This is a genomic window from Vibrio qinghaiensis (genome assembly GCF_002257545.1).
In the GTDB taxonomy this organism is placed as follows: domain Bacteria; phylum Pseudomonadota; class Gammaproteobacteria; order Enterobacterales; family Vibrionaceae; genus Vibrio; species Vibrio ordalii.
Window position 1 is genome coordinate 1,898,651 of sequence record NZ_CP022741.1, and the last position, 17,095, is coordinate 1,915,745.

17 protein-coding genes are annotated in these 17,095 nt (G+C 44.7%); 3 read left to right on the forward strand and 14 right to left on the reverse strand.

Translation table 11 applies throughout. The features are described from left to right. Positions 1 to 20 precede the first annotated feature (20 nt). The 13 genes from CCZ37_RS08710 to yceD all read right to left on the reverse strand — a co-directional run bounded on the left by CCZ37_RS08710 (position 21) and on the right by yceD (position 10,580). Entirely contained in the window at positions 21 to 806 is a 786-nt protein-coding gene (locus tag CCZ37_RS08710) for a TatD family hydrolase (protein WP_094500318.1), read from the reverse strand. Then, positions 797 to 1,783, reverse strand: coding sequence for a DNA polymerase III subunit delta' (gene holB, locus CCZ37_RS08715; protein WP_094500319.1), 987 nt, complete (start codon positions 1,781 to 1,783; stop codon positions 797 to 799). The genes CCZ37_RS08710 and holB overlap by 10 nt, the downstream gene beginning before the upstream one ends. Beyond that, complete coding sequence (gene tmk, locus CCZ37_RS08720) at positions 1,776 to 2,435, reverse strand: dTMP kinase (RefSeq protein ID WP_094500320.1); 660 nt, start codon at positions 2,433 to 2,435, stop codon at positions 1,776 to 1,778. Before tmk ends, holB begins: the two co-directional genes overlap by 8 nt. Continuing rightward, complete coding sequence (gene mltG / locus CCZ37_RS08725; RefSeq protein ID WP_010319111.1) at positions 2,432 to 3,448, reverse strand: endolytic transglycosylase MltG; 1,017 nt, start codon at positions 3,446 to 3,448, stop codon at positions 2,432 to 2,434. Before mltG ends, tmk begins: the two co-directional genes overlap by 4 nt. After that, positions 3,445 to 4,242 (reverse strand): aminodeoxychorismate lyase, encoded by a 798-nt coding sequence (gene pabC / locus CCZ37_RS08730; RefSeq protein ID WP_094500321.1) that lies wholly within the window; start codon positions 4,240 to 4,242, stop codon positions 3,445 to 3,447. Before pabC ends, mltG begins: the two co-directional genes overlap by 4 nt. Positions 4,243 to 4,319: 77 nt before the next feature. Then, positions 4,320 to 5,564, reverse strand: coding sequence for a beta-ketoacyl-ACP synthase II (gene fabF / locus CCZ37_RS08735; protein ID WP_094500824.1), 1,245 nt, complete (start codon positions 5,562 to 5,564; stop codon positions 4,320 to 4,322). Positions 5,565 to 5,654: 90 nt separating this feature from the next. Then, on the reverse strand, positions 5,655 to 5,888 hold the full coding sequence (acpP, locus tag CCZ37_RS08740) for an acyl carrier protein (RefSeq protein WP_014204679.1): 234 nt from the start codon (positions 5,886 to 5,888) through the stop codon (positions 5,655 to 5,657). A 234-nt stretch (positions 5,889 to 6,122) separates the two neighbouring features. Beyond that, on the reverse strand, positions 6,123 to 6,857 hold the full coding sequence (fabG, locus tag CCZ37_RS08745; RefSeq protein WP_010319115.1) for a 3-oxoacyl-ACP reductase FabG: 735 nt from the start codon (positions 6,855 to 6,857) through the stop codon (positions 6,123 to 6,125). A gap of 19 nt (positions 6,858 to 6,876) precedes the next feature. Beyond that, positions 6,877 to 7,797, reverse strand: coding sequence for an ACP S-malonyltransferase (gene fabD / locus CCZ37_RS08750; protein WP_094500323.1), 921 nt, complete (start codon positions 7,795 to 7,797; stop codon positions 6,877 to 6,879). A 63-nt stretch (positions 7,798 to 7,860) separates the two neighbouring features. Beyond that, the gene (locus CCZ37_RS08755; protein WP_010319117.1) at positions 7,861 to 8,811 is read right to left on the reverse strand and encodes a beta-ketoacyl-ACP synthase III; all 951 of its coding nucleotides are present in this window, start codon (positions 8,809 to 8,811) and stop codon (positions 7,861 to 7,863) included. 5 nt (positions 8,812 to 8,816) lie between these two features. Next, complete coding sequence (plsX, locus tag CCZ37_RS08760) at positions 8,817 to 9,842, reverse strand: phosphate acyltransferase PlsX (RefSeq protein WP_010319118.1); 1,026 nt, start codon at positions 9,840 to 9,842, stop codon at positions 8,817 to 8,819. A gap of 9 nt (positions 9,843 to 9,851) precedes the next feature. Continuing rightward, positions 9,852 to 10,022, reverse strand: a complete 171-nt coding sequence (gene rpmF / locus CCZ37_RS08765; protein WP_010319119.1) for a 50S ribosomal protein L32 — start codon at positions 10,020 to 10,022, stop codon at positions 9,852 to 9,854. A 33-nt stretch (positions 10,023 to 10,055) separates the two neighbouring features. Then, positions 10,056 to 10,580, reverse strand: a complete 525-nt coding sequence (yceD, locus tag CCZ37_RS08770) for a 23S rRNA accumulation protein YceD (protein ID WP_010319120.1) — start codon at positions 10,578 to 10,580, stop codon at positions 10,056 to 10,058. Positions 10,581 to 10,726: 146 nt separating this feature from the next. Here yceD and CCZ37_RS08775 point away from each other — a divergent pair, with 146 nt between their 5' ends. Continuing rightward, on the forward strand, positions 10,727 to 11,311 hold the full coding sequence (locus tag CCZ37_RS08775; RefSeq protein ID WP_094500324.1) for a Maf family protein: 585 nt from the start codon (positions 10,727 to 10,729) through the stop codon (positions 11,309 to 11,311). Positions 11,312 to 11,417: 106 nt separating this feature from the next. Here the strand turns inward: CCZ37_RS08775 and rluC are convergent, their stop codons facing one another. After that, positions 11,418 to 12,365 (reverse strand): 23S rRNA pseudouridine(955/2504/2580) synthase RluC, encoded by a 948-nt coding sequence (gene rluC, locus CCZ37_RS08780; protein ID WP_029388080.1) that lies wholly within the window; start codon positions 12,363 to 12,365, stop codon positions 11,418 to 11,420. Positions 12,366 to 12,979: 614 nt separating this feature from the next. Here rluC and rne point away from each other — a divergent pair. Next, on the forward strand, positions 12,980 to 16,081 hold the full coding sequence (gene rne, locus CCZ37_RS08785) for a ribonuclease E (RefSeq protein WP_094500325.1): 3,102 nt from the start codon (positions 12,980 to 12,982) through the stop codon (positions 16,079 to 16,081). Positions 16,082 to 16,203: 122 nt separating this feature from the next. Further along, a complete protein-coding gene (locus CCZ37_RS08790) occupies positions 16,204 to 17,079 on the forward strand; it encodes a DMT family transporter (RefSeq protein ID WP_094500326.1) in 876 nt (291 codons plus the stop codon). Positions 17,080 to 17,095 lie beyond the last annotated feature (16 nt).

Genomic DNA, 17,095 nt, shown 5'->3' on the forward strand with positions numbered 1-17,095 from the left:
CGCCATCTTAAACGCACTCATCACGACAAATCAATTTTCCGTCGCAAAAAAAGATTTTGGTAATTTTCGGTCGTTTTTTCTTCAATTTCTTTTAGTGATACACTTTTTAGCTGTGCAATGTAAGCCGCAACCTCAACAACGTAAGCAGGCTGATTTTGCTGACCTCGGTGTGGAACGGGGGCAAGATAAGGGGAATCAGTTTCGATCAGCAAGCGTTCCAAGGGCAGCGCCTTCACAACTTCTTTTAATTCTGTCGCTTGTCTAAACGTAACAATACCTGAAATGGATATATAAAAACCAAGCTCCATAGCGGCGTGTGCAAAGGTAAGATCTTCAGTAAAACAATGGATAACACCACCGCACTTTTCTGCCCCACCATCACGGAGCATTTCAAGCGTATCGGCCCGGGCATTTCGTGTATGAATGATCAAAGGTTTGTTGAGGGCAACCGCGGTTTCAATGTGCTGTGAAAACCGTAACTTCTGCAGCTCAGCCGTTTCCGGTTGATAGTGATAATCTAGCCCCGTTTCGCCAATCGCCACCACTTTAGGATGACTCGCGTATTGATGGAAGCGGCTCAATTCAAAATGACTTTCAACGTCAAGTGGATGAACACCACAAGAAGCATGAACATTATCAAAGGGCTGAATAAGCTCTAACATTGGTTCAAAAGAATCCAGCGTTACGCCAACAGAAAGCAATTGCTTAACATTGGCTTGACGAGCTTTTTCTACTACATCAGCAACATCAATATGGAGCGTATCGTAATCAAGTTTATCTAAATGGCAGTGCGAATCTACAAACATGTTTTCTCATCATTAAAGTTAAATAGCCAATCGCTGATCAGTAGCTCGCTATTAAGCCCACTAAACGTCTTTAGTTCTTCCATTAAACGAGTTAATGCCGTGGTTTGGCGATAAAGTACTGGGTAGCTGATCTGTTTAGCTAATCGAAGGCTAATAGGAAGCTGCTGCTGTTCAACCACGTCAAATTGTACCTTTTGCGTATCGGTCAACATGGTCCACAACCAAGCTAAATATTGGGTAGGCGCCTCATTAATCTGCTTCAAACAAGCGGAAATATCGGCACTGGCATCGGTTAAGCAATGGGCAATATTTTGCTCAAAAGCCTGATATTTTGCTAACTCTCCCGATTGAATAAACATCAACGTATTGAGCGGTGAATAGCCATTTAAATGCGCCGCATAAGGAGGCACAGGTTGTGATGTCTGTTCACTTAACCAATGAGAGACTTGTTCACTGCTCGGTGGTGTCAGCACCGTTTTTTGACAGCGACTGATAATGGTTGGGAGTAATGGGTTGATACGAGAGGCGACAAGTAAGAAAAAACAATTGTGCCCCGGAGATTCTAACGTTTTGAGCAATGCATTCGCTGCTGATTCATTCATAGAATCGGCGGGATTAATAACGATAAAGCGAGCACCAGAAAGCTGCGCCGATTCTTGAGCCAACTTATTGCATTGCCTAATTTGATCAACGGTAATCGCCTTCCCCTCTTTTTCAGGCGAGATCAGATGAAAATCAGGATGACTACCAGACTTCATCAATTCGCAGCTATGACAAAACCCACACGCTTCTGAATGACTATGCGAACACATCACTGCTGTACTCAACTTCTCAATGAGCCGTTCAGCGCCCAGTCCAGGGGGAGAAATGAGTAAACTTGCCGCAGGAAACTGCTGGTTGTTGAGGCTGGCTTGCCACTGATGCCAATAACCTTCTAACCACGGATACAAAGCATTCATCATCAATTTATTACTCAATTGGGACCCTGTTTTTTTCTAACATGCTGGTTTTCAGAAACTGATTTAGTGCTGATTTGATAGATAGTGCCACCGCATCTATTGATTGTTCAGCATTAATCACGGTCACGCTTTTATCTTCCTTAGCTAGGGCAAGGTAACGTTCACGTGTGCGCTCAAAAAAACCAATATCCATTTTTTCGATACGATCAAGCTCACCTCGACCTCTGGCTCTTTCTAAACCGATGCTCGGATCTAGATCCAGATAGAGAGTAAAATCTGGCTTAAAATCACCTAGCGTTACCTTTTTAAGGTTTTGCATCGTTTCTAGCGGAATTTGCCTCCCACCACCTTGATAGGCTTGAGAAGACATATCGTGGCGATCGCCAACCACCCACGAACCAGCCGTAAGTGCAGGCTTAATCACATTTTCAACCAGTTGAACACGAGCGGCGTACATTAATAGCAGCTCAGTCATATCCTGAAGAGCTTCACCCTCATGCTCTTCTTTGACTAAGGCGCGCATTTTTTCTGCTAAAACAGTTCCGCCCGGTTCACGAGTATGAGTGATGTTTATCACTCCGAACTCAATAAGTGTTTCTCTAATGGATTGAATAGCAGTGCTTTTTCCTGCGCCTTCTAAACCTTCTACAACAATAAATTTAGCATTCATGACTGGGTTCTTAACTGTTTTAAGTAAGCGCGAACAGCGCGATTGTGTTCATCCAATGTTTTAGAAAAAACGTGCCCACCAAAGCCACTGGCAACAAAATACAAATAATTGCTCTGCTCTGGGTTTAATGCCGCTTTGATTGAGGCTTCACCCGCCATCGCAATAGGCGTAGGAGGTAAACCAAAAATAGTATAAGTATTAAATGGCGTTGGTGTTCTTAAGTCTTTTTTACGAAGATTGCCATCGTAGGCATCGCCAAGCCCGTAAATGACCGTAGGATCAGTCTGCAGACGCATCCGTTTGTTGAGTCGATTGACAAATACAGAAGCGATACGCCCTCGCTCTGAAGCAATAGCCGTTTCCTTTTCAATGATTGACGCCAAAATCAACGCTTCATAAGGCGTTTTAATTGGTAGATTTGGCTGGCGATTGGCCCAATGCTCACCAAGTATTTTCTCAAGGCGTCTATTGGCTCTTTTTAGGATCTCAAGATCGGTCGTTCCAAAAGGGAAATGATAAGTTTCTGCGAGAAACAGCCCTTCAAGCTTTTGCTGCTCAATGCCTAATTTTTGGGCAATGTCGGCTTCTGCCAAATCAGCTATCGTGTTTGTCACGCCTTCGGTTTGTGCAAGCAGAGCTCGCCACTCATTAAAGCGGCTCCCTTCGACAAAGGTAATAGAGAACTGATGCTCTTTACCGGATATCACGTCACTTAAGAGATCGATCAATCGATCTCCGGGTTGTACTTGGTAAGTTCCCGCCTTAATTTTGGTTATTTCAGGATGCAGACGTCGCACTAACTTGTACATCGAAAAATCCGTTATCCATTTTTTCTCATTCAATAGCGTTAATACGCCATTAAGGCTCGTACCTGATTTTATGGTCACAACTTGCGATGAAGGAAGCGATAGAGGCTGTTCTAAATAAGCATCTACTTGTCGCTCAATGTAGAAATATCCAGCTCCAACGGCGATAATGATCAGTATTAATACAACGAGAATTCGATTAATCACGAGTTAAAACGCTCCTGAAAATAGCGTGTTATTTTACCAATAGGGAAAATCGTATTTGCAATTGCCGTGACAGGCGCAACGCCTAATAAGGAGTTAGTAATAAACACTTCATCTGCCGACAATAACTCTTCTAATGAGAATGCTCTCACCTCAACCTTGAGATCGGTAGCCGCCGCCAATAATACACGACGAATAACCCCAGCTACGCCTGCATTGTCTAAGCTTGGCGTACATAACCTATCCCCTGACACCCAAAAAATATTTGCAACCGTAGTTTCTATGACATGCTCATTGATGTCTAGCGCGATGCCGTCAGCGTACCCTTTTTCATCCATCTCTGACTTCAATAAAACTTGTTCTAGTCGATTGTTATGTTTGTGACCCGCCAATAATGGCGAGAGACCCATCCGCTGTTGGCATACACCAAGCTCGATACCATCGGCTATCCACTGACCATAATGGGCTGGGTACTCAAAGGTACTGATAGTGACTTGAGAATCGCCAACGTTAGCAGGGCTATAACCCCGACCACCTTGTCCGCGGCTAATATGAATTTTCACACCGGATTTTGCGGTACTAGGAACGATTGTTGAGAGCCAGTGTTCAACTTGCCGCCAATCAGGAATCGGAATAGCTAAACACCGCAAACAAGATTCCATGCGTTCAACGTGCATATCCCAATATTGAAGCTCACCAGCGCAAACAAGAATCGTTGTGAAGCAACCATCCCCATACAGAAAAGAGCGATCAGTAAGAGACAGAGAGTCACTAGGTTGTCCATTTACCCAAAACATCGTGCTTACCCCACAAAAAGAAACGGCTCAATGCTAAGCATCAAGCCGTTCAAACTCAAGTGTCACAACCACAATCATTAGATTTTTTTGAAAATCAACGAGCCGTTTGTACCACCAAAACCAAAAGAGTTACAGATTGCATATTCCATACCTTCCACTTTGCGGGCAGTGTGTGGAACAAGATCAATGCCTAAACCTTCTTCTGGATCATCAAGGTTTATGGTTGGTGGAACAACTTGGTCGACTAATGACATAACGGTGATAATGGCTTCAACAGAACCAGCCGCGCCTAGCAAATGACCAGTCATCGATTTCGTGGAAGAGACAAGAACTTGTTTCGAACCCTCTTCACCTAAAGCGCGCTTAACACCTTTAATTTCCGCAACATCACCAGCTGGAGTCGAAGTGCCATGAGCGTTGACGTAACCAATTTGAATACCTGTTACGCCCGCATCACGCATCGCGGCTTCCATCGCTAACGCACCGCCTGAACCGTCTTCGCTTGGTGAAGTCATGTGATAAGCATCACCAGACATACCAAAGCCAACTAGCTCAGCGTAAATCTTCGCACCGCGTGCTTTAGCATGTTCATATTCTTCAAGAACCATAACACCCGCACCATCGCCTAGCACAAAGCCATCACGGCCCTTGTCCCAAGGACGAGACGCTTTTTGCGGTTCATCATTACGCGTAGACAATGCTTTTGCTGCGCCAAAACCCGCCATGCCAAGTGGTGTCGATGCTTTTTCTGCACCACCCGCCACCATCGCATCGGCATCACCGTATGCAATCATACGTGCCGCATGGCCAATGTTATGTAAACCTGTTGTGCATGCGGTAGAAATAGCGATATTTGGACCACGAAGACCACGCATGATAGACAAGTTGCCTGAAACCATGTTAACAATCGTTGAGGGTACAAAGAACGGGCTCACTTTACGTGGGCCTTTTTCTACCAAAGCATGATGACCGGTTTCAATCAAGTCAAGACCACCAATACCAGAGCCGATAGCAACACCGATTCTTGGGGCATTTTCTGGAGTTACTGTGATACCAGAATCATTAAGTGCTTGGATACCCGCCGCAATACCGTACTGGATAAAGAGATCCATCTTACGGGCATCTTTTTTAGACATATACTCTTCGCAGTTAAAGTCTTTGACTAGACCTGCAAAACGAGTTGAAAAATTGGTGGTATCAAAATGTTCGATATTAACGATACCGCTTTGACCAGCTAGCAGGGCTTTCCAAGAAGATTCTACAGTGTTGCCTACCGGTGACAACATACCCATGCCAGTGACAACGACACGACGCTTGGACACGATCATATTCTCCGGAGTTGAAAAGTTCTATGATAGGTATAGAAGAATTAGAAAAACTCAGGCGGCCAGAGGGCCGCCTGGAGAGAGAGATTACTGAGCGCTGTTTACGTAGTCGATTGCAGCTTGAACAGTAGTGATCTTCTCAGCTTCTTCATCTGGAATTTCAGTATCGAATTCTTCTTCTAGAGCCATTACTAGCTCAACTGTATCTAGAGAATCAGCACCTAGATCTTCTACGAAAGAAGCTTCATTCTTTACTTCTGCTTCGTCTACACCTAGCTGTTCAACAATGATTTTCTTTACGCGTTCTTCGATGTTGCTCATGTTTTCTTTTCCTTTACAGATTTCGCCTAATGCGATGGTTCCGTAGTTTATTCTAACTAGGGAAAGTTGCAAGTGGGTCATTGCTGGTCAAACCACAATTTTACCGATTTTAACCGAAATTAAGACCATTTTTGACTTAAATCATGCACAAATGTTGCGCATATGGTTAGCAAGTTTTACACGCCATTGACAATAGCAAAGCCTTTATTTTATCAATAACGTTCAAAAACCAGCTTATACCATGTACATCCCGCCATTTACGTGCAAAGTTTCACCCGTAATGTAGGCAGCCTCTGGAGAAGCTAAAAATACCACTGCCGACGCAATTTCGCGTGGATCGCCTAAGCGGCCAGCTGGCACTTGGGCTAGTGTAGCAGTACGTTGGTCATCATTCAGCGCTTTTGTCATATCTGTTTCGATAAAACCTGGCGCAACTGTGTTAACCGTCACACCACGAGATGCAACTTCGCGAGCCATCGACTTAGTAAAGCCAATTACGCCCGCTTTTGCCGCTGCGTAGTTGGTTTGACCAGCGTTACCCATAGTACCGACCACAGAGCCCACATTGATGATGCGACCATTGCGCTTTTTCATCATGCCACGTAGCACCGCTTTCGATAAGCGGAAGATAGACGTTAAATTGGTATCAATAATATCTGACCATTCATCATCTTTCATGCGCATCAATAGATTATCACGAGTAATTCCGGCGTTATTCACAAGAATATCGATCACGCCAAACTCGTCATTGATAATTTTCAGCGTCGCTGCGATAGATTCGACATCCGTCACGTTCAGCGCTAGGCCTTTACCGTTATTACCAAGATATTCGCTGATTGCCACTGCACCATTTTCGCTAGTAGCCGTACCGATAACCGTTGCACCGCGTTCAACTAACAATTCAGCGATCGCTCGGCCAATACCACGGCTTGCGCCAGTCACGAGAGCAATTTTGCCTTCTAAATTCATCATCTCTTCTTTCCTTTGATTACTTAACGGCATCAAGCGAAGCAATATCATTCACTGCTGCTCCAAGCGATTTAATAATGCGCTTAGTCAGGCCTGTCAATACTTTACCTGGGCCAACTTCAAGCAGCTTTTCTATGCCTTGCTCACTCATCAACTGCACACCTTCTGTCCAACGAACAGGACTGTATAGTTGACGAACTAACGCGTCTTTAATTTTGGCCGGATCAGTTTCTGCTATTACATCCACATTGTTGATAACTGGAATTTGTGGTGTATTAAATTCAATCGATTGTAATGCAATCGCTAACTTATCTGCTGCAGGCTTCATTAAAGCACAGTGAGAAGGAACAGAAACTGGCAATGGCAGCGCGCGCTTTGCTCCGGCCTCTTTGCATAACTGACCCGCACGTTCAACCGCATCTTTGTTGCCTGCAATGACAACTTGGCCTGGCGAGTTAAAGTTAACCGGAGAAACCACTTCACCTTGTGCAGCTTCTTCACACGCTTTTGCAATCAGCTCATCATCAAGACCAATAATGGCCGACATCGCACCTACACCTGCCGGAACGGCTTCTTGCATTAACTGACCGCGCAGCTCTACTAATTTGATGGCTTGCTTAAAGTCAACTACACCTGCACACACCAGTGCGGAATACTCACCCAAGCTATGTCCAGCAAGCAAGGCTGGCTGCTCTAAACCTAGGCTTTGCCATAACCGCCAAAGGGCAACAGAAGAAGCGAGTAATGCCGGTTGAGTACGAGAGGTTTGGTTAAGATCTTCTACCGGGCCATTTTGTACCAATGCCCATAAATCATAACCCAGCACTTCAGAAGCTTCGGCAAATGTCTGTTGAATGACATCATACTGCTGACCAAGTTCCGCAAGCATACCAACTGATTGCGAACCTTGACCTGGAAATACGATAGCAAACTTGCTCATTGTTTGTTTCCTTAAGTAAAAACAAGAGGTTGAACCAACCCCTTAAAATAAAAATCTACCCGTTTAAAACTTAACGAGTGCCGAGCCCCAAGTAAAACCACCACCGAAGGCTTCAAGCAATAACGTTTGACCACGTTGAATTCGACCATCTCGCACGGCTTCATCGAGCGCGGTTGGGACGGTAGCAGCAGACGTATTACCATGGCGATCAAGCGTTATGACGACTTGGTCAAGTGACATCGATAGTTTTTTCGCGGTCGCGGAAATAATGCGATAGTTAGCTTGATGAGGCACTAACCAATCTAATTCTGATTTGTGCATGTTATTGGCAGCAAGCGTATCTTTAACAAGCTTAGAGAGTTGCGTCACTGCCACTTTAAAGACTTCATTACCCGCCATATAGAGCCATTTATCAGCATCACCACCACGCTCTGGAACAGGCAAACTCAAGAGCTCGCCAAACTCACCATCAGAATAGATATGAGTCGACAAAATTCCTGGCTCTTCACTTGCACCAATAATGACAGCGCCTGCGCCATCACCAAATAAAATGATTGTCGAGCGGTCTGTTGGATCGCAGGTTTTAGACAAGGCATCAGCACCAATGACCAGAATGTTTTTACACATACCCGATTTGATGTGTTGATCTGCAATCGATAATCCATAGACAAAGCCTGAACAGGCAGCCGCTAAATCAAAAGCAGGACATCCTTTGATACCAAGCTTACCTTGCACCTGACATGCCGCCGAAGGAAATGCATGGCTACTACTGGTTGTTGCAACAATAATCAGATCAATATCGTTTTTATCAATGCCGGCCATTTGAATGGCATTTTGCGCTGCATAAAAAGCCATATCCGCAACGGTTTCATTCTCCGCGCAAATGCGGCGCTCACGAATACCAGTACGGGCAATAATCCACTCATCGCTTGTCTCTACCATTTTCTCTAAATCTGCGTTGGTACGCACCTGAGATGGCAAGTAGCTGCCAGTACCTAAAATTTTGCTATACATGAAGACTAATAATGCCTCTCGAGTAAAACCGCTTCCAAACGATCGCTTATACGGCTGGGGACTTGTCGTTTGACCTCGTGTACCGCTTCGGAAATCGCATTCACGACGGCGAGTACATCAGCACTTCCATGACTTTTTATGACAATGCCGCGCAATCCTAACAAACTTGCGCCGTTATACTGGTCGGGGTTCAATGTTTTTAGTTCAGTAAATAATGAAGAAAACAGTTTTCGTGCAATCCAACCCTTTATGGATGAGCCCAAAAATTGGCTTTTCAACTTATCAATAAAGAGTTGTGCGATACCTTCACACGCTTTCAGGCAAACATTGCCAACGAAGCCATCGCAAACAATCACATCAGCGACACCATCCAACAGCTGATTACCTTCGATATAACCGATATAGTTGACAGCCTGAGTTTGATTCAGCATTTCAGCGCAACGCTTCACTAAATCATTCCCTTTAATCTCTTCCGCACCAATATTAAGGATGGCAACTTTTGCAGAACGGCCTAAATGCTGTTCGGCCAGCGCACTCCCCATGACAGCAAATTGAAACAGAGAATCTGCATCACTTGATACGTTCGCACCCAAATCCAGCATCCAAGTGCGTTGACCTGAAGCCGTCGGCAATGCCGATACTAACGCAGGACGATCAATGCCGGGCAGCAATTTTAGACGAAAACGAGATAACGCCATGAGCGCACCCGTATTACCACCACTGACACAAGCATCAGCACCGCCATCAGAAACTAGGTCAATTGCGATGCCCATTGAACTTCCAGCACTATTGCGTAAGGCCAGAGAAGGTTTTTCGGAATTAGAAATAACGCGGTCACTGTGCAAAATACTCAAGCGAGTATTAAGTTCATAACCTAATTGAGATAATTGATGTGTGATCAAGACTTGATCACCAACGAGGATCACTTTGAGCTCTGGGAAATGCGACAGTGCCTGCACGGCGGCAGGCACTGTTACGCGAGGACCGAAATCCCCGCCCATTGCATCAAGTGCAACGGTTAAATATTGCAAAGGTCAACCTTACTTGCTGATAACCTTTTTGCCACGGTAATAACCGTCAGCAGTCATGTTGTGACGTAGGTGAGTTTCACCTGAAGTCGCATCTACAGATAGTGCAGATGTAGTTAGCGCATCATGTGAACGACGCATGCCACGACGTGCGCGTGATTTTTTGCTCTTTTGTACGGCCATTGACCCTACTCCTTTGTCTTAACCTATAACGAATTATCGTTTTAAGTTTTTTAAAACATCAAATGGATTCGGCTTTTCTTCCGCTAGTTCTTCTGGAAGTTCACCAAATACTAAATTGTCTGAATTAACGCTACATTCCGCTCTATCGTGCATTGCTACTTGTGGCAAATTAATGATGAACTCGTCTTCAACTAATTGTACAAGGTCGATCTCACCGTACTCATTCGGATCTACCAAATCGTACTCTTCCGGTGCGTCTTCATCCGTTTTACTCCCCAAATAAGGAGTATACTTGAATTGGACTTCGCACTCATGTGCGAAAACCTTGTTACAGCGTTGACACTCTAAATCGACAGAGATGTTAGCTTTACCAGAGATAACAACTAGTCGCTGTTCATCAAGCCCAAATGACAATGAGACTTGTGCGTCGCGTTTAACGCCTGCGACTGATTCTTCTAAACGCTTAAAAAGACTGAGTTGGATGATACCATCACAATCAAGTCGTTTTTGAGCCGCTTTAGCCGGATCAATCGATCGCGGTATTTTTACCTTTTGCATAGGGCGCGAATATTATCTTCCAAATCGGTTTTAGTCAAAGAAAAAGGCAAAAAAGTTCGTTTTTTCCCCTTTCCACTGAGAGAATTATGTACAGCATGCCTGATTGATATATGCTGCGGTAAAATTCGCAGCAATTCTAAATCAAAATGCAAAATTACCAACTAGTTTTAGCATCTACTTCGCCGTTTCGGCAGCAATTACTTAAAAAGCTGGATTTACCTTTTGTTACCTGCTCGCCTAATTGCGACGAAACTGCGTTGCCTGGTGAGTCCGCACAAGATCTGGTGACTCGTTTAGCAGAAACGAAAGCAAGATCTTGCCATCCAAACCAACCCAGTTTAGTCATCGGTTCTGATCAAGTTTGCGTGATTGACGGTGAGATTATTGGCAAACCTCATACACAAGAACAAGCCATTAAGCAGCTACTCAGACAAAGTGGAAAAGCCATCACTTTTTATACTGGGCTTGCGGTTTACAACTCAGTCTCTGGTCAATGCATGGTCACCCTAGAACCCTTCACGGTTCATTTTCGCTCTTTATCTAGCGAGATGGTGACGGCTTACGTGGCAAAAGAACAGCCACTACAGTGCGCAGGCAGCTTTATGTGTGAGGGCCTAGGCATTGCACTTTTTGAACGTTTAGAAGGTGATGACCCTAATAGTTTGGTTGGGCTACCATTAATTAAGCTAGTCTCAATGATTGAGTCTCAAGGCATTACCGTTTTAGGATAATGATTAACAGGGAGCGCCTTGATCTGCGCTCACTTTTATACCATGACTTCGACCATTACTTTATGTTTCTACTATGTTGCTACTCGTTAGCGAATGAAAGCTGGCCTTAAGCGTTTCTCAATTTGACTAATGCTTGCTCTAGTTGAGTATCGAGTGGTGCATTAATGTCCATTAACGCCTCTGTCGAAGGGTGAACAAAACGAATATTCGCCGCGTGTAAGAATAATCGGTCAATGCCAAACTGTGCGGTATATGCGTCAAAACGGCGGTCACCATAACGATCATCCCACGCAATCGGGTGCCCTGTATACTGAGTATGAACGCGGATCTGATGAGTACGGCCAGTGATCGGACTGGCTTGCACCAAAGTTGCTTGTGCAAACTGTTCAAGGATCTTAAAGCGCGTTTCCGATGCTTTACCGTTTGGATTGACTCGCACAATGCTGTTCACTTCATTTTTCAATAGTGGCGCATTCACGACTTTACAGCTGCTTTTCCATTGCCCCATAACTAAAGCAAAGTAATATTTTTGAATCGTTTTTTCTCTAAACTGGGCTTGGAGATGGCGCAGCGCGGAGCGTTTTTTAGCCACTAATAAAATGCCCGACGTATCGCGATCGATACGGTGCACCAATTCCAAAAAGCGAGCTTCTGGGCGCAATGCCCGCAGCGCTTCAATTGCGCCAAATTTCAAACCACTCCCACCATGAACAGCCGTACCAGAAGGTTTATTGAGAATAAGTAAGTGCTCATCCTCAAAAATAATGCAGTGTTCTAGCTCAGCGACTTTACTCAATTTGGTATTGGGTGTGTTGCTCTCTTGATCCGACTGTTCGAGAGTCACTGGTGGTATTCTCACCACATCACCAGCCGATAACTTATATTCTGCTTTGATGCGTTTTTTATTTACACGAACCTCTCCTTTGCGCAGGATTCGGTAAACCATACTTTTAGGAACGTTTTTTAATTGGTTACGCAAAAAATTATCAATGCGTTGACCAGCCATATCTTCATCGATATCGATGAGCTGGACTTGGGTTCTAATTTCACTCATGGGCGCCATTGTACCACTGTAAATTGTTTAAATTCACATTTTCTTCGCCACAAAAAAGAATATTTTCATCTGCTGTTTAATGGCAAATTGGCGAGAATTACACCAATTGAAATGTGACTGTGGATAAAATTAAATATTACCCATTACAATTCTTACTTTAACCACTAAAACTCTTTGATAAACATTAAATTAGCCATCTAACTTTTAGACCTATTCTCATTTTTTTGACCTGTTCATAACAAAGCAGATTGCTGTGTTTACCTGTCACTGCTATAGTTCACAGCTGCAATGAATGATTCGGTGATTTTTTATTCTTTACCGTCCATTTTTGAGCAAAATAGTGAGTAGACTGCTAAGCGTCAATGTGCTGCACATGGCGTAAGACACTATTGAGCGAAGCTATCTTGTTGCTCTACTCATCGTCATTTCATGTTGAGTATTTTCCGCCAATACGCGGATCGCAGGCAATCGTGTGCGTGCGATAACTGAAGTGCCCTAGAGCATCCCCTCCAGCCGGGAGGCTGCACCTTTTAGTCATGGGATCTGGCACCGTGAAAACGAAACCCAGCAACAAGTCCAATAATCAAAACTAAAGAAAGATAACGAGATTTTAAATGAAAAGAATGCTAATTAACGCAACTCAAAAAGAAGAGTTGCGTGTCGCGCTGGTTGATGGCCAACGACTTTTTGATCTAGACATCGAAAGTCCAGGGCATGAATCTAAAAAGGCGAACATCTATAAAGGACGTATCACCCGTGTTGAACCGAGTTTAGAAGCTGCATTTGTTGATTACGGCGCTGAACGTCACGGTTTCCTTCCTCTCAAAGAAATTGCCCGCGAATACTTCCCTGATGGCTACACTTACCAAGGCCGTCCAAACATCAAAGAAGCGCTTAAAGAAGGCCAAGAAGTTATTGTCCAAGTTGAAAAGGAAGAACGAGGCAGCAAAGGCGCTGCATTGACCACTTTCATTTCTCTTGCTGGTAGCTACCTAGTCCTGATGCCAAACAACCCTCGTGCCGGTGGTATTTCACGCCGTATCGAAGGCGATGAGCGTACCGAATTAAAAACCGCATTGAGCAGTTTAGAGCTTCCTCAAGGCATGGGCCTTATCGTTCGCACTGCAGGTGTGGGCAAAAGTGCGGAAGAGCTAGAGTGGGACTTAAACGTTTTGCTCAATCACTGGAGCGCAATCAAACAGGCTTCCGATTTGCGTCCTGCACCGCTACTTATTCACCAAGAGAGCAACGTCATTGTACGCGCAATTCGTGATTATCTGCGTCGTGACATTGGTGAAATTCTAATTGATAGCAACACTATTTATGAACGTGCCCTTGAGCACATTCGTTTGGTGCGTCCTGACTTCGTGAGTCGTGTAAAAAAATACGACGGTGAAGTACCCCTATTTAGCCATTACCAAATTGAAAGCCAAATCGAATCGGCTTTCCAGCGTGAAGTGCGTTTACCTTCTGGTGGCTCTATTGTTATCGACCCAACCGAAGCATTGACCTCAATTGATATCAACTCTGCTCGTGCAACAAAAGGCGGCGATATTGAAGAGACGGCGCTTAACACCAACTTAGAAGCAGCCGATGAAATTGCTCGCCAATTACGTCTGCGCGATTTGGGCGGATTAGTGGTTATCGACTTCATCGATATGACTCCTGTCCGTCACCAACGTGAAGTAGAAAACCGTTTACGTGATGCCGTACGCCTAGATCGCGCTCGCGTACAAATTGGCCGAATTTCACGTTTTGGCTTGTTAGAAATGTCGCGTCAGCGCTTGAGCCCATCGCTTGCCGAAGCAAGTCACCATATCTGCCCACGCTGCTCTGGCACCGGAGTGGTTCGTGATAATGAATCTCTTGCGCTCTCTGTTTTACGTCTCATTGAAGAAGAAGCACTAAAAGATAATACCGCTCAAGTTATGGCGGTGGTTCCCGTTCCTATTGCATCTTATCTACTCAATGAAAAACGTCGCTCAATCAATCATATTGAACGCATTCAAGAAGTCGAGATCACGATTGTCCCTAACTCTGAAATGGAAACGCCTCATTTTGAAGTGATCCGTGTCCGTGAAGGGGAAGAGCAAGAAATACTCTCTTACTTAGTGCCAATGAAACTAGAAGCACTAAAAGAAGCAGAAGGTAAAGAAAGCTCAGATATCGATTTCAAACCAAAACGCATTGAAGAACCAGCGTTGAAAGGGTTTGCTGCCCCAGCACAAACTATTCCAGCTCCAACACCTAAAGCAGAGGTAGCGGTTCCAGTCAAAGAGATCGCTGTTGAACCAGGCAAACCAGGTCTATTTGGCCGCATCGTCAAAGCTCTTGGTAGCATCTTCTCAACCACCACCGAAGAGGTGAAAGCTGAGGAAGAGCAACAAAAACAAGAAAACGAACGTAGCCAAGCACCACAGCGTCGTGATCGAAATGATCAACGTCGTCGTAACGGACGCGGTGAAAATGTCAATCGTGACAACGCAAACCGTGACAGAAACAGACGCAAGCCGGTCAATGCCTCTACTCCTGTTGAAGAAACACAAGATAAAGAAACTGTTGCCGCCAACGAGCCTCGTAAGGCACAAAATCGCAAGCCAAAACAAGAGCGCCGTAACAAGCGTGATGACAGCAAATCCGAAAAGTTAGCGGAGCAAGGGCTACAACTTGCGGCTGAAGCGCAAGCCGTCACTTTGACAGTAAATGAAGATAAAACGGAAGAGAAAACCGTAAAAGTAAAAGAGCGCCGTCAACGCCGTAAGTTAAACAAACAGGTTCGCGTAAAAGATCAAACAGTAGCTCAAGAGCAACCAGAAACTGAAGCTGAAATGTTGATCAATACAGCCCCGCTTGCAGAGGTTATTGAAGCTGTAACAGTTGAAACGGTAAAATCTGTTGAGCCATCGGTTGTTACACCAAACGACGACAATGAGAATGACGATCAAAATCAACGTCGCAATCGCCGCTCTCCTCGTCATTTACGCGCCAGTGGTCAACGTCGACGCCGTGGTCGTGATCGTCGCCCTAACCCATTCCGTTTACGTAAAGGTGGGGTTGCCTCTCCTGAGATGGCAATGGGTAAAGTGATGCCTCGCTATGACCTCTCTAAACCTGTGTATCAAGCACCGGTAACAGAGCAAGTCGCAGCGGTTGAACCTGTTCAACAAGTGGCACATGTTGTGGATAACAATACCGAGATAACATTAGGTGGTTTTGCTTTCCCTGAAATGGCAATGGGTAAAGTGATCATTCGACATGAAGAGAGTCGACATGAAGAGAGTCAGAGCGGCGTTGAATCTGTCACAGCCTCTTTGCAGGATGCTGTTGAGCCTCAGGTACAATCTGCAGCGCTAACAGAATCAGTTTCAGTTACAGAATCAGTTACTGTAGAAGCCGTTATTTCAGAGCCAGTGATCGCTGAAGTTGTTATTGAAAAGACTACCGCTATTGAGCTCGTTGTCGAAGAAAAAGCCACGACAGAGAAAGTACCAGCATTGAAGGTTGACGCAGTAACTAAGGCACCTGAAGCCGTATTACCTAAAACAATCAAAGCGCATGCATTCTCTCCGATGACCAAAGCCTCAGGCTCTTTATTGCTCAAAGAGATTGAAATCGTATCAGCACCTTTCCACGCAGAACGAATTGCAACTCGTGCAGCCGGCAGTCAGTCAGCACAAAGTCAAGCAGGCGCAACAATGACTAAACCACTGTATTAATCTCTGAACTGAGTTTGAACACCATTAAAGGGCTGCATTCGCAGCCCTTTTTATATTCCACTTGCCCAATATCTCTGCATCTCATAGCATGGCTTCTTTCTTGTCACTCAAAATGGACTTCCATGACTTGGATCTTATTCACCCTTCTGGCCGCGTTCATGCAATCTTGGCGCAATGCATTCCAAAGTCGCTTGGCAACTGAGGTCAGCACTACTGGTGTTACCCTTGCGCGATTTCTTTGGGCTGGCCCTATCGCGGCTCTGTATCTCATCACTTTGTATCATTTCATACCAGCGCAATTGCCTACATTGTCATTGATCTTTATCGCCTTCATTGTCGGCGCATCATTGATGCAAATAGTCGCGACTGCGCTCATGGTTAAGCTGTTTAAATTAAATAACTATGCCGTAGGTGCTGGGCTAGCCAAAAGCGAAGCCTTGGTTGCCGCAATTTTAGGGATGATTTTTTTTGGCACTCATTTGACAGGCTTGGGCTGGATTGGTGTCATCGTTGGTGGCATTGGTGTATTTTTGATGAGCACGCACGGCAATGTTAAGCAGCTTTCAATGCCAACTGTTTTACTGGGATTAAGTTGTGGTAGTGCCTTTGCGCTCACTTCATTGTGGGTACGTGAAGCCAGTTTAGCACTTGGCTTACCCTTTCCACACAGTGCTGCTTGGGTATTATTGTTGGTCATTTCACTGCAAACGTTATTACTGCTAGTTTACCTGATGGCGACCGACAAACACTCATTAAGACAATTGTGGGCAAGACCTAAGCTGACGCTATTAACCAGCACAAGTAGCTGTCTTGGTTCTATTGGTTGGTTTAGTGCAATGTCTCTTCAAACCGTACCTTATGTAAAAACTTTAGGCCAAATTGAGATCTTTTTTACGATGTTAATTTCTATTTTTTGGCTAAAACAATCAGTGAAAATTAAAGATGGACTGGGGCTTTTTCTAATCGCAATTGCCGCTATTTTAGTCATGTGGGGATAGCTCCAACCTCACCCAC

Bases quoted from the DNA above. Each gene is read 5' to 3' on its own strand.
- rne (WP_094500325.1), top strand. From the start codon at position 12,980: ATGAAAAGAATGCTAATTAACGCAACTCAAAAAGAAGAGTTGCGTGTC.
- rpmF (WP_010319119.1), bottom strand. From the start codon at position 10,022: ATGGCCGTACAAAAGAGCAAAAAATCACGCGCACGTCGTGGCATGCGT.
- CCZ37_RS08755 (WP_010319117.1), bottom strand. From the start codon at position 8,811: ATGTATAGCAAAATTTTAGGTACTGGCAGCTACTTGCCATCTCAGGTG.
- fabG (WP_010319115.1), bottom strand. From the start codon at position 6,857: ATGAATTTAGAAGGCAAAATTGCTCTCGTGACTGGCGCAAGCCGTGGT.
- CCZ37_RS08790 (WP_094500326.1), top strand. From the start codon at position 16,204: ATGACTTGGATCTTATTCACCCTTCTGGCCGCGTTCATGCAATCTTGG.
- CCZ37_RS08710 (WP_094500318.1), bottom strand. From the start codon at position 806: ATGTTTGTAGATTCGCACTGCCATTTAGATAAACTTGATTACGATACG.
- CCZ37_RS08775 (WP_094500324.1), top strand. From the start codon at position 10,727: ATGCAAAATTACCAACTAGTTTTAGCATCTACTTCGCCGTTTCGGCAG.
- rluC (WP_029388080.1), bottom strand. From the start codon at position 12,365: ATGAGTGAAATTAGAACCCAAGTCCAGCTCATCGATATCGATGAAGAT.
- pabC (WP_094500321.1), bottom strand. From the start codon at position 4,242: ATGTTTTGGGTAAATGGACAACCTAGTGACTCTCTGTCTCTTACTGAT.
- fabD (WP_094500323.1), bottom strand. From the start codon at position 7,797: ATGAGCAAGTTTGCTATCGTATTTCCAGGTCAAGGTTCGCAATCAGTT.
- yceD (WP_010319120.1), bottom strand. From the start codon at position 10,580: ATGCAAAAGGTAAAAATACCGCGATCGATTGATCCGGCTAAAGCGGCT.
- tmk (WP_094500320.1), bottom strand. From the start codon at position 2,435: ATGAATGCTAAATTTATTGTTGTAGAAGGTTTAGAAGGCGCAGGAAAA.
- acpP (WP_014204679.1), bottom strand. From the start codon at position 5,888: ATGAGCAACATCGAAGAACGCGTAAAGAAAATCATTGTTGAACAGCTA.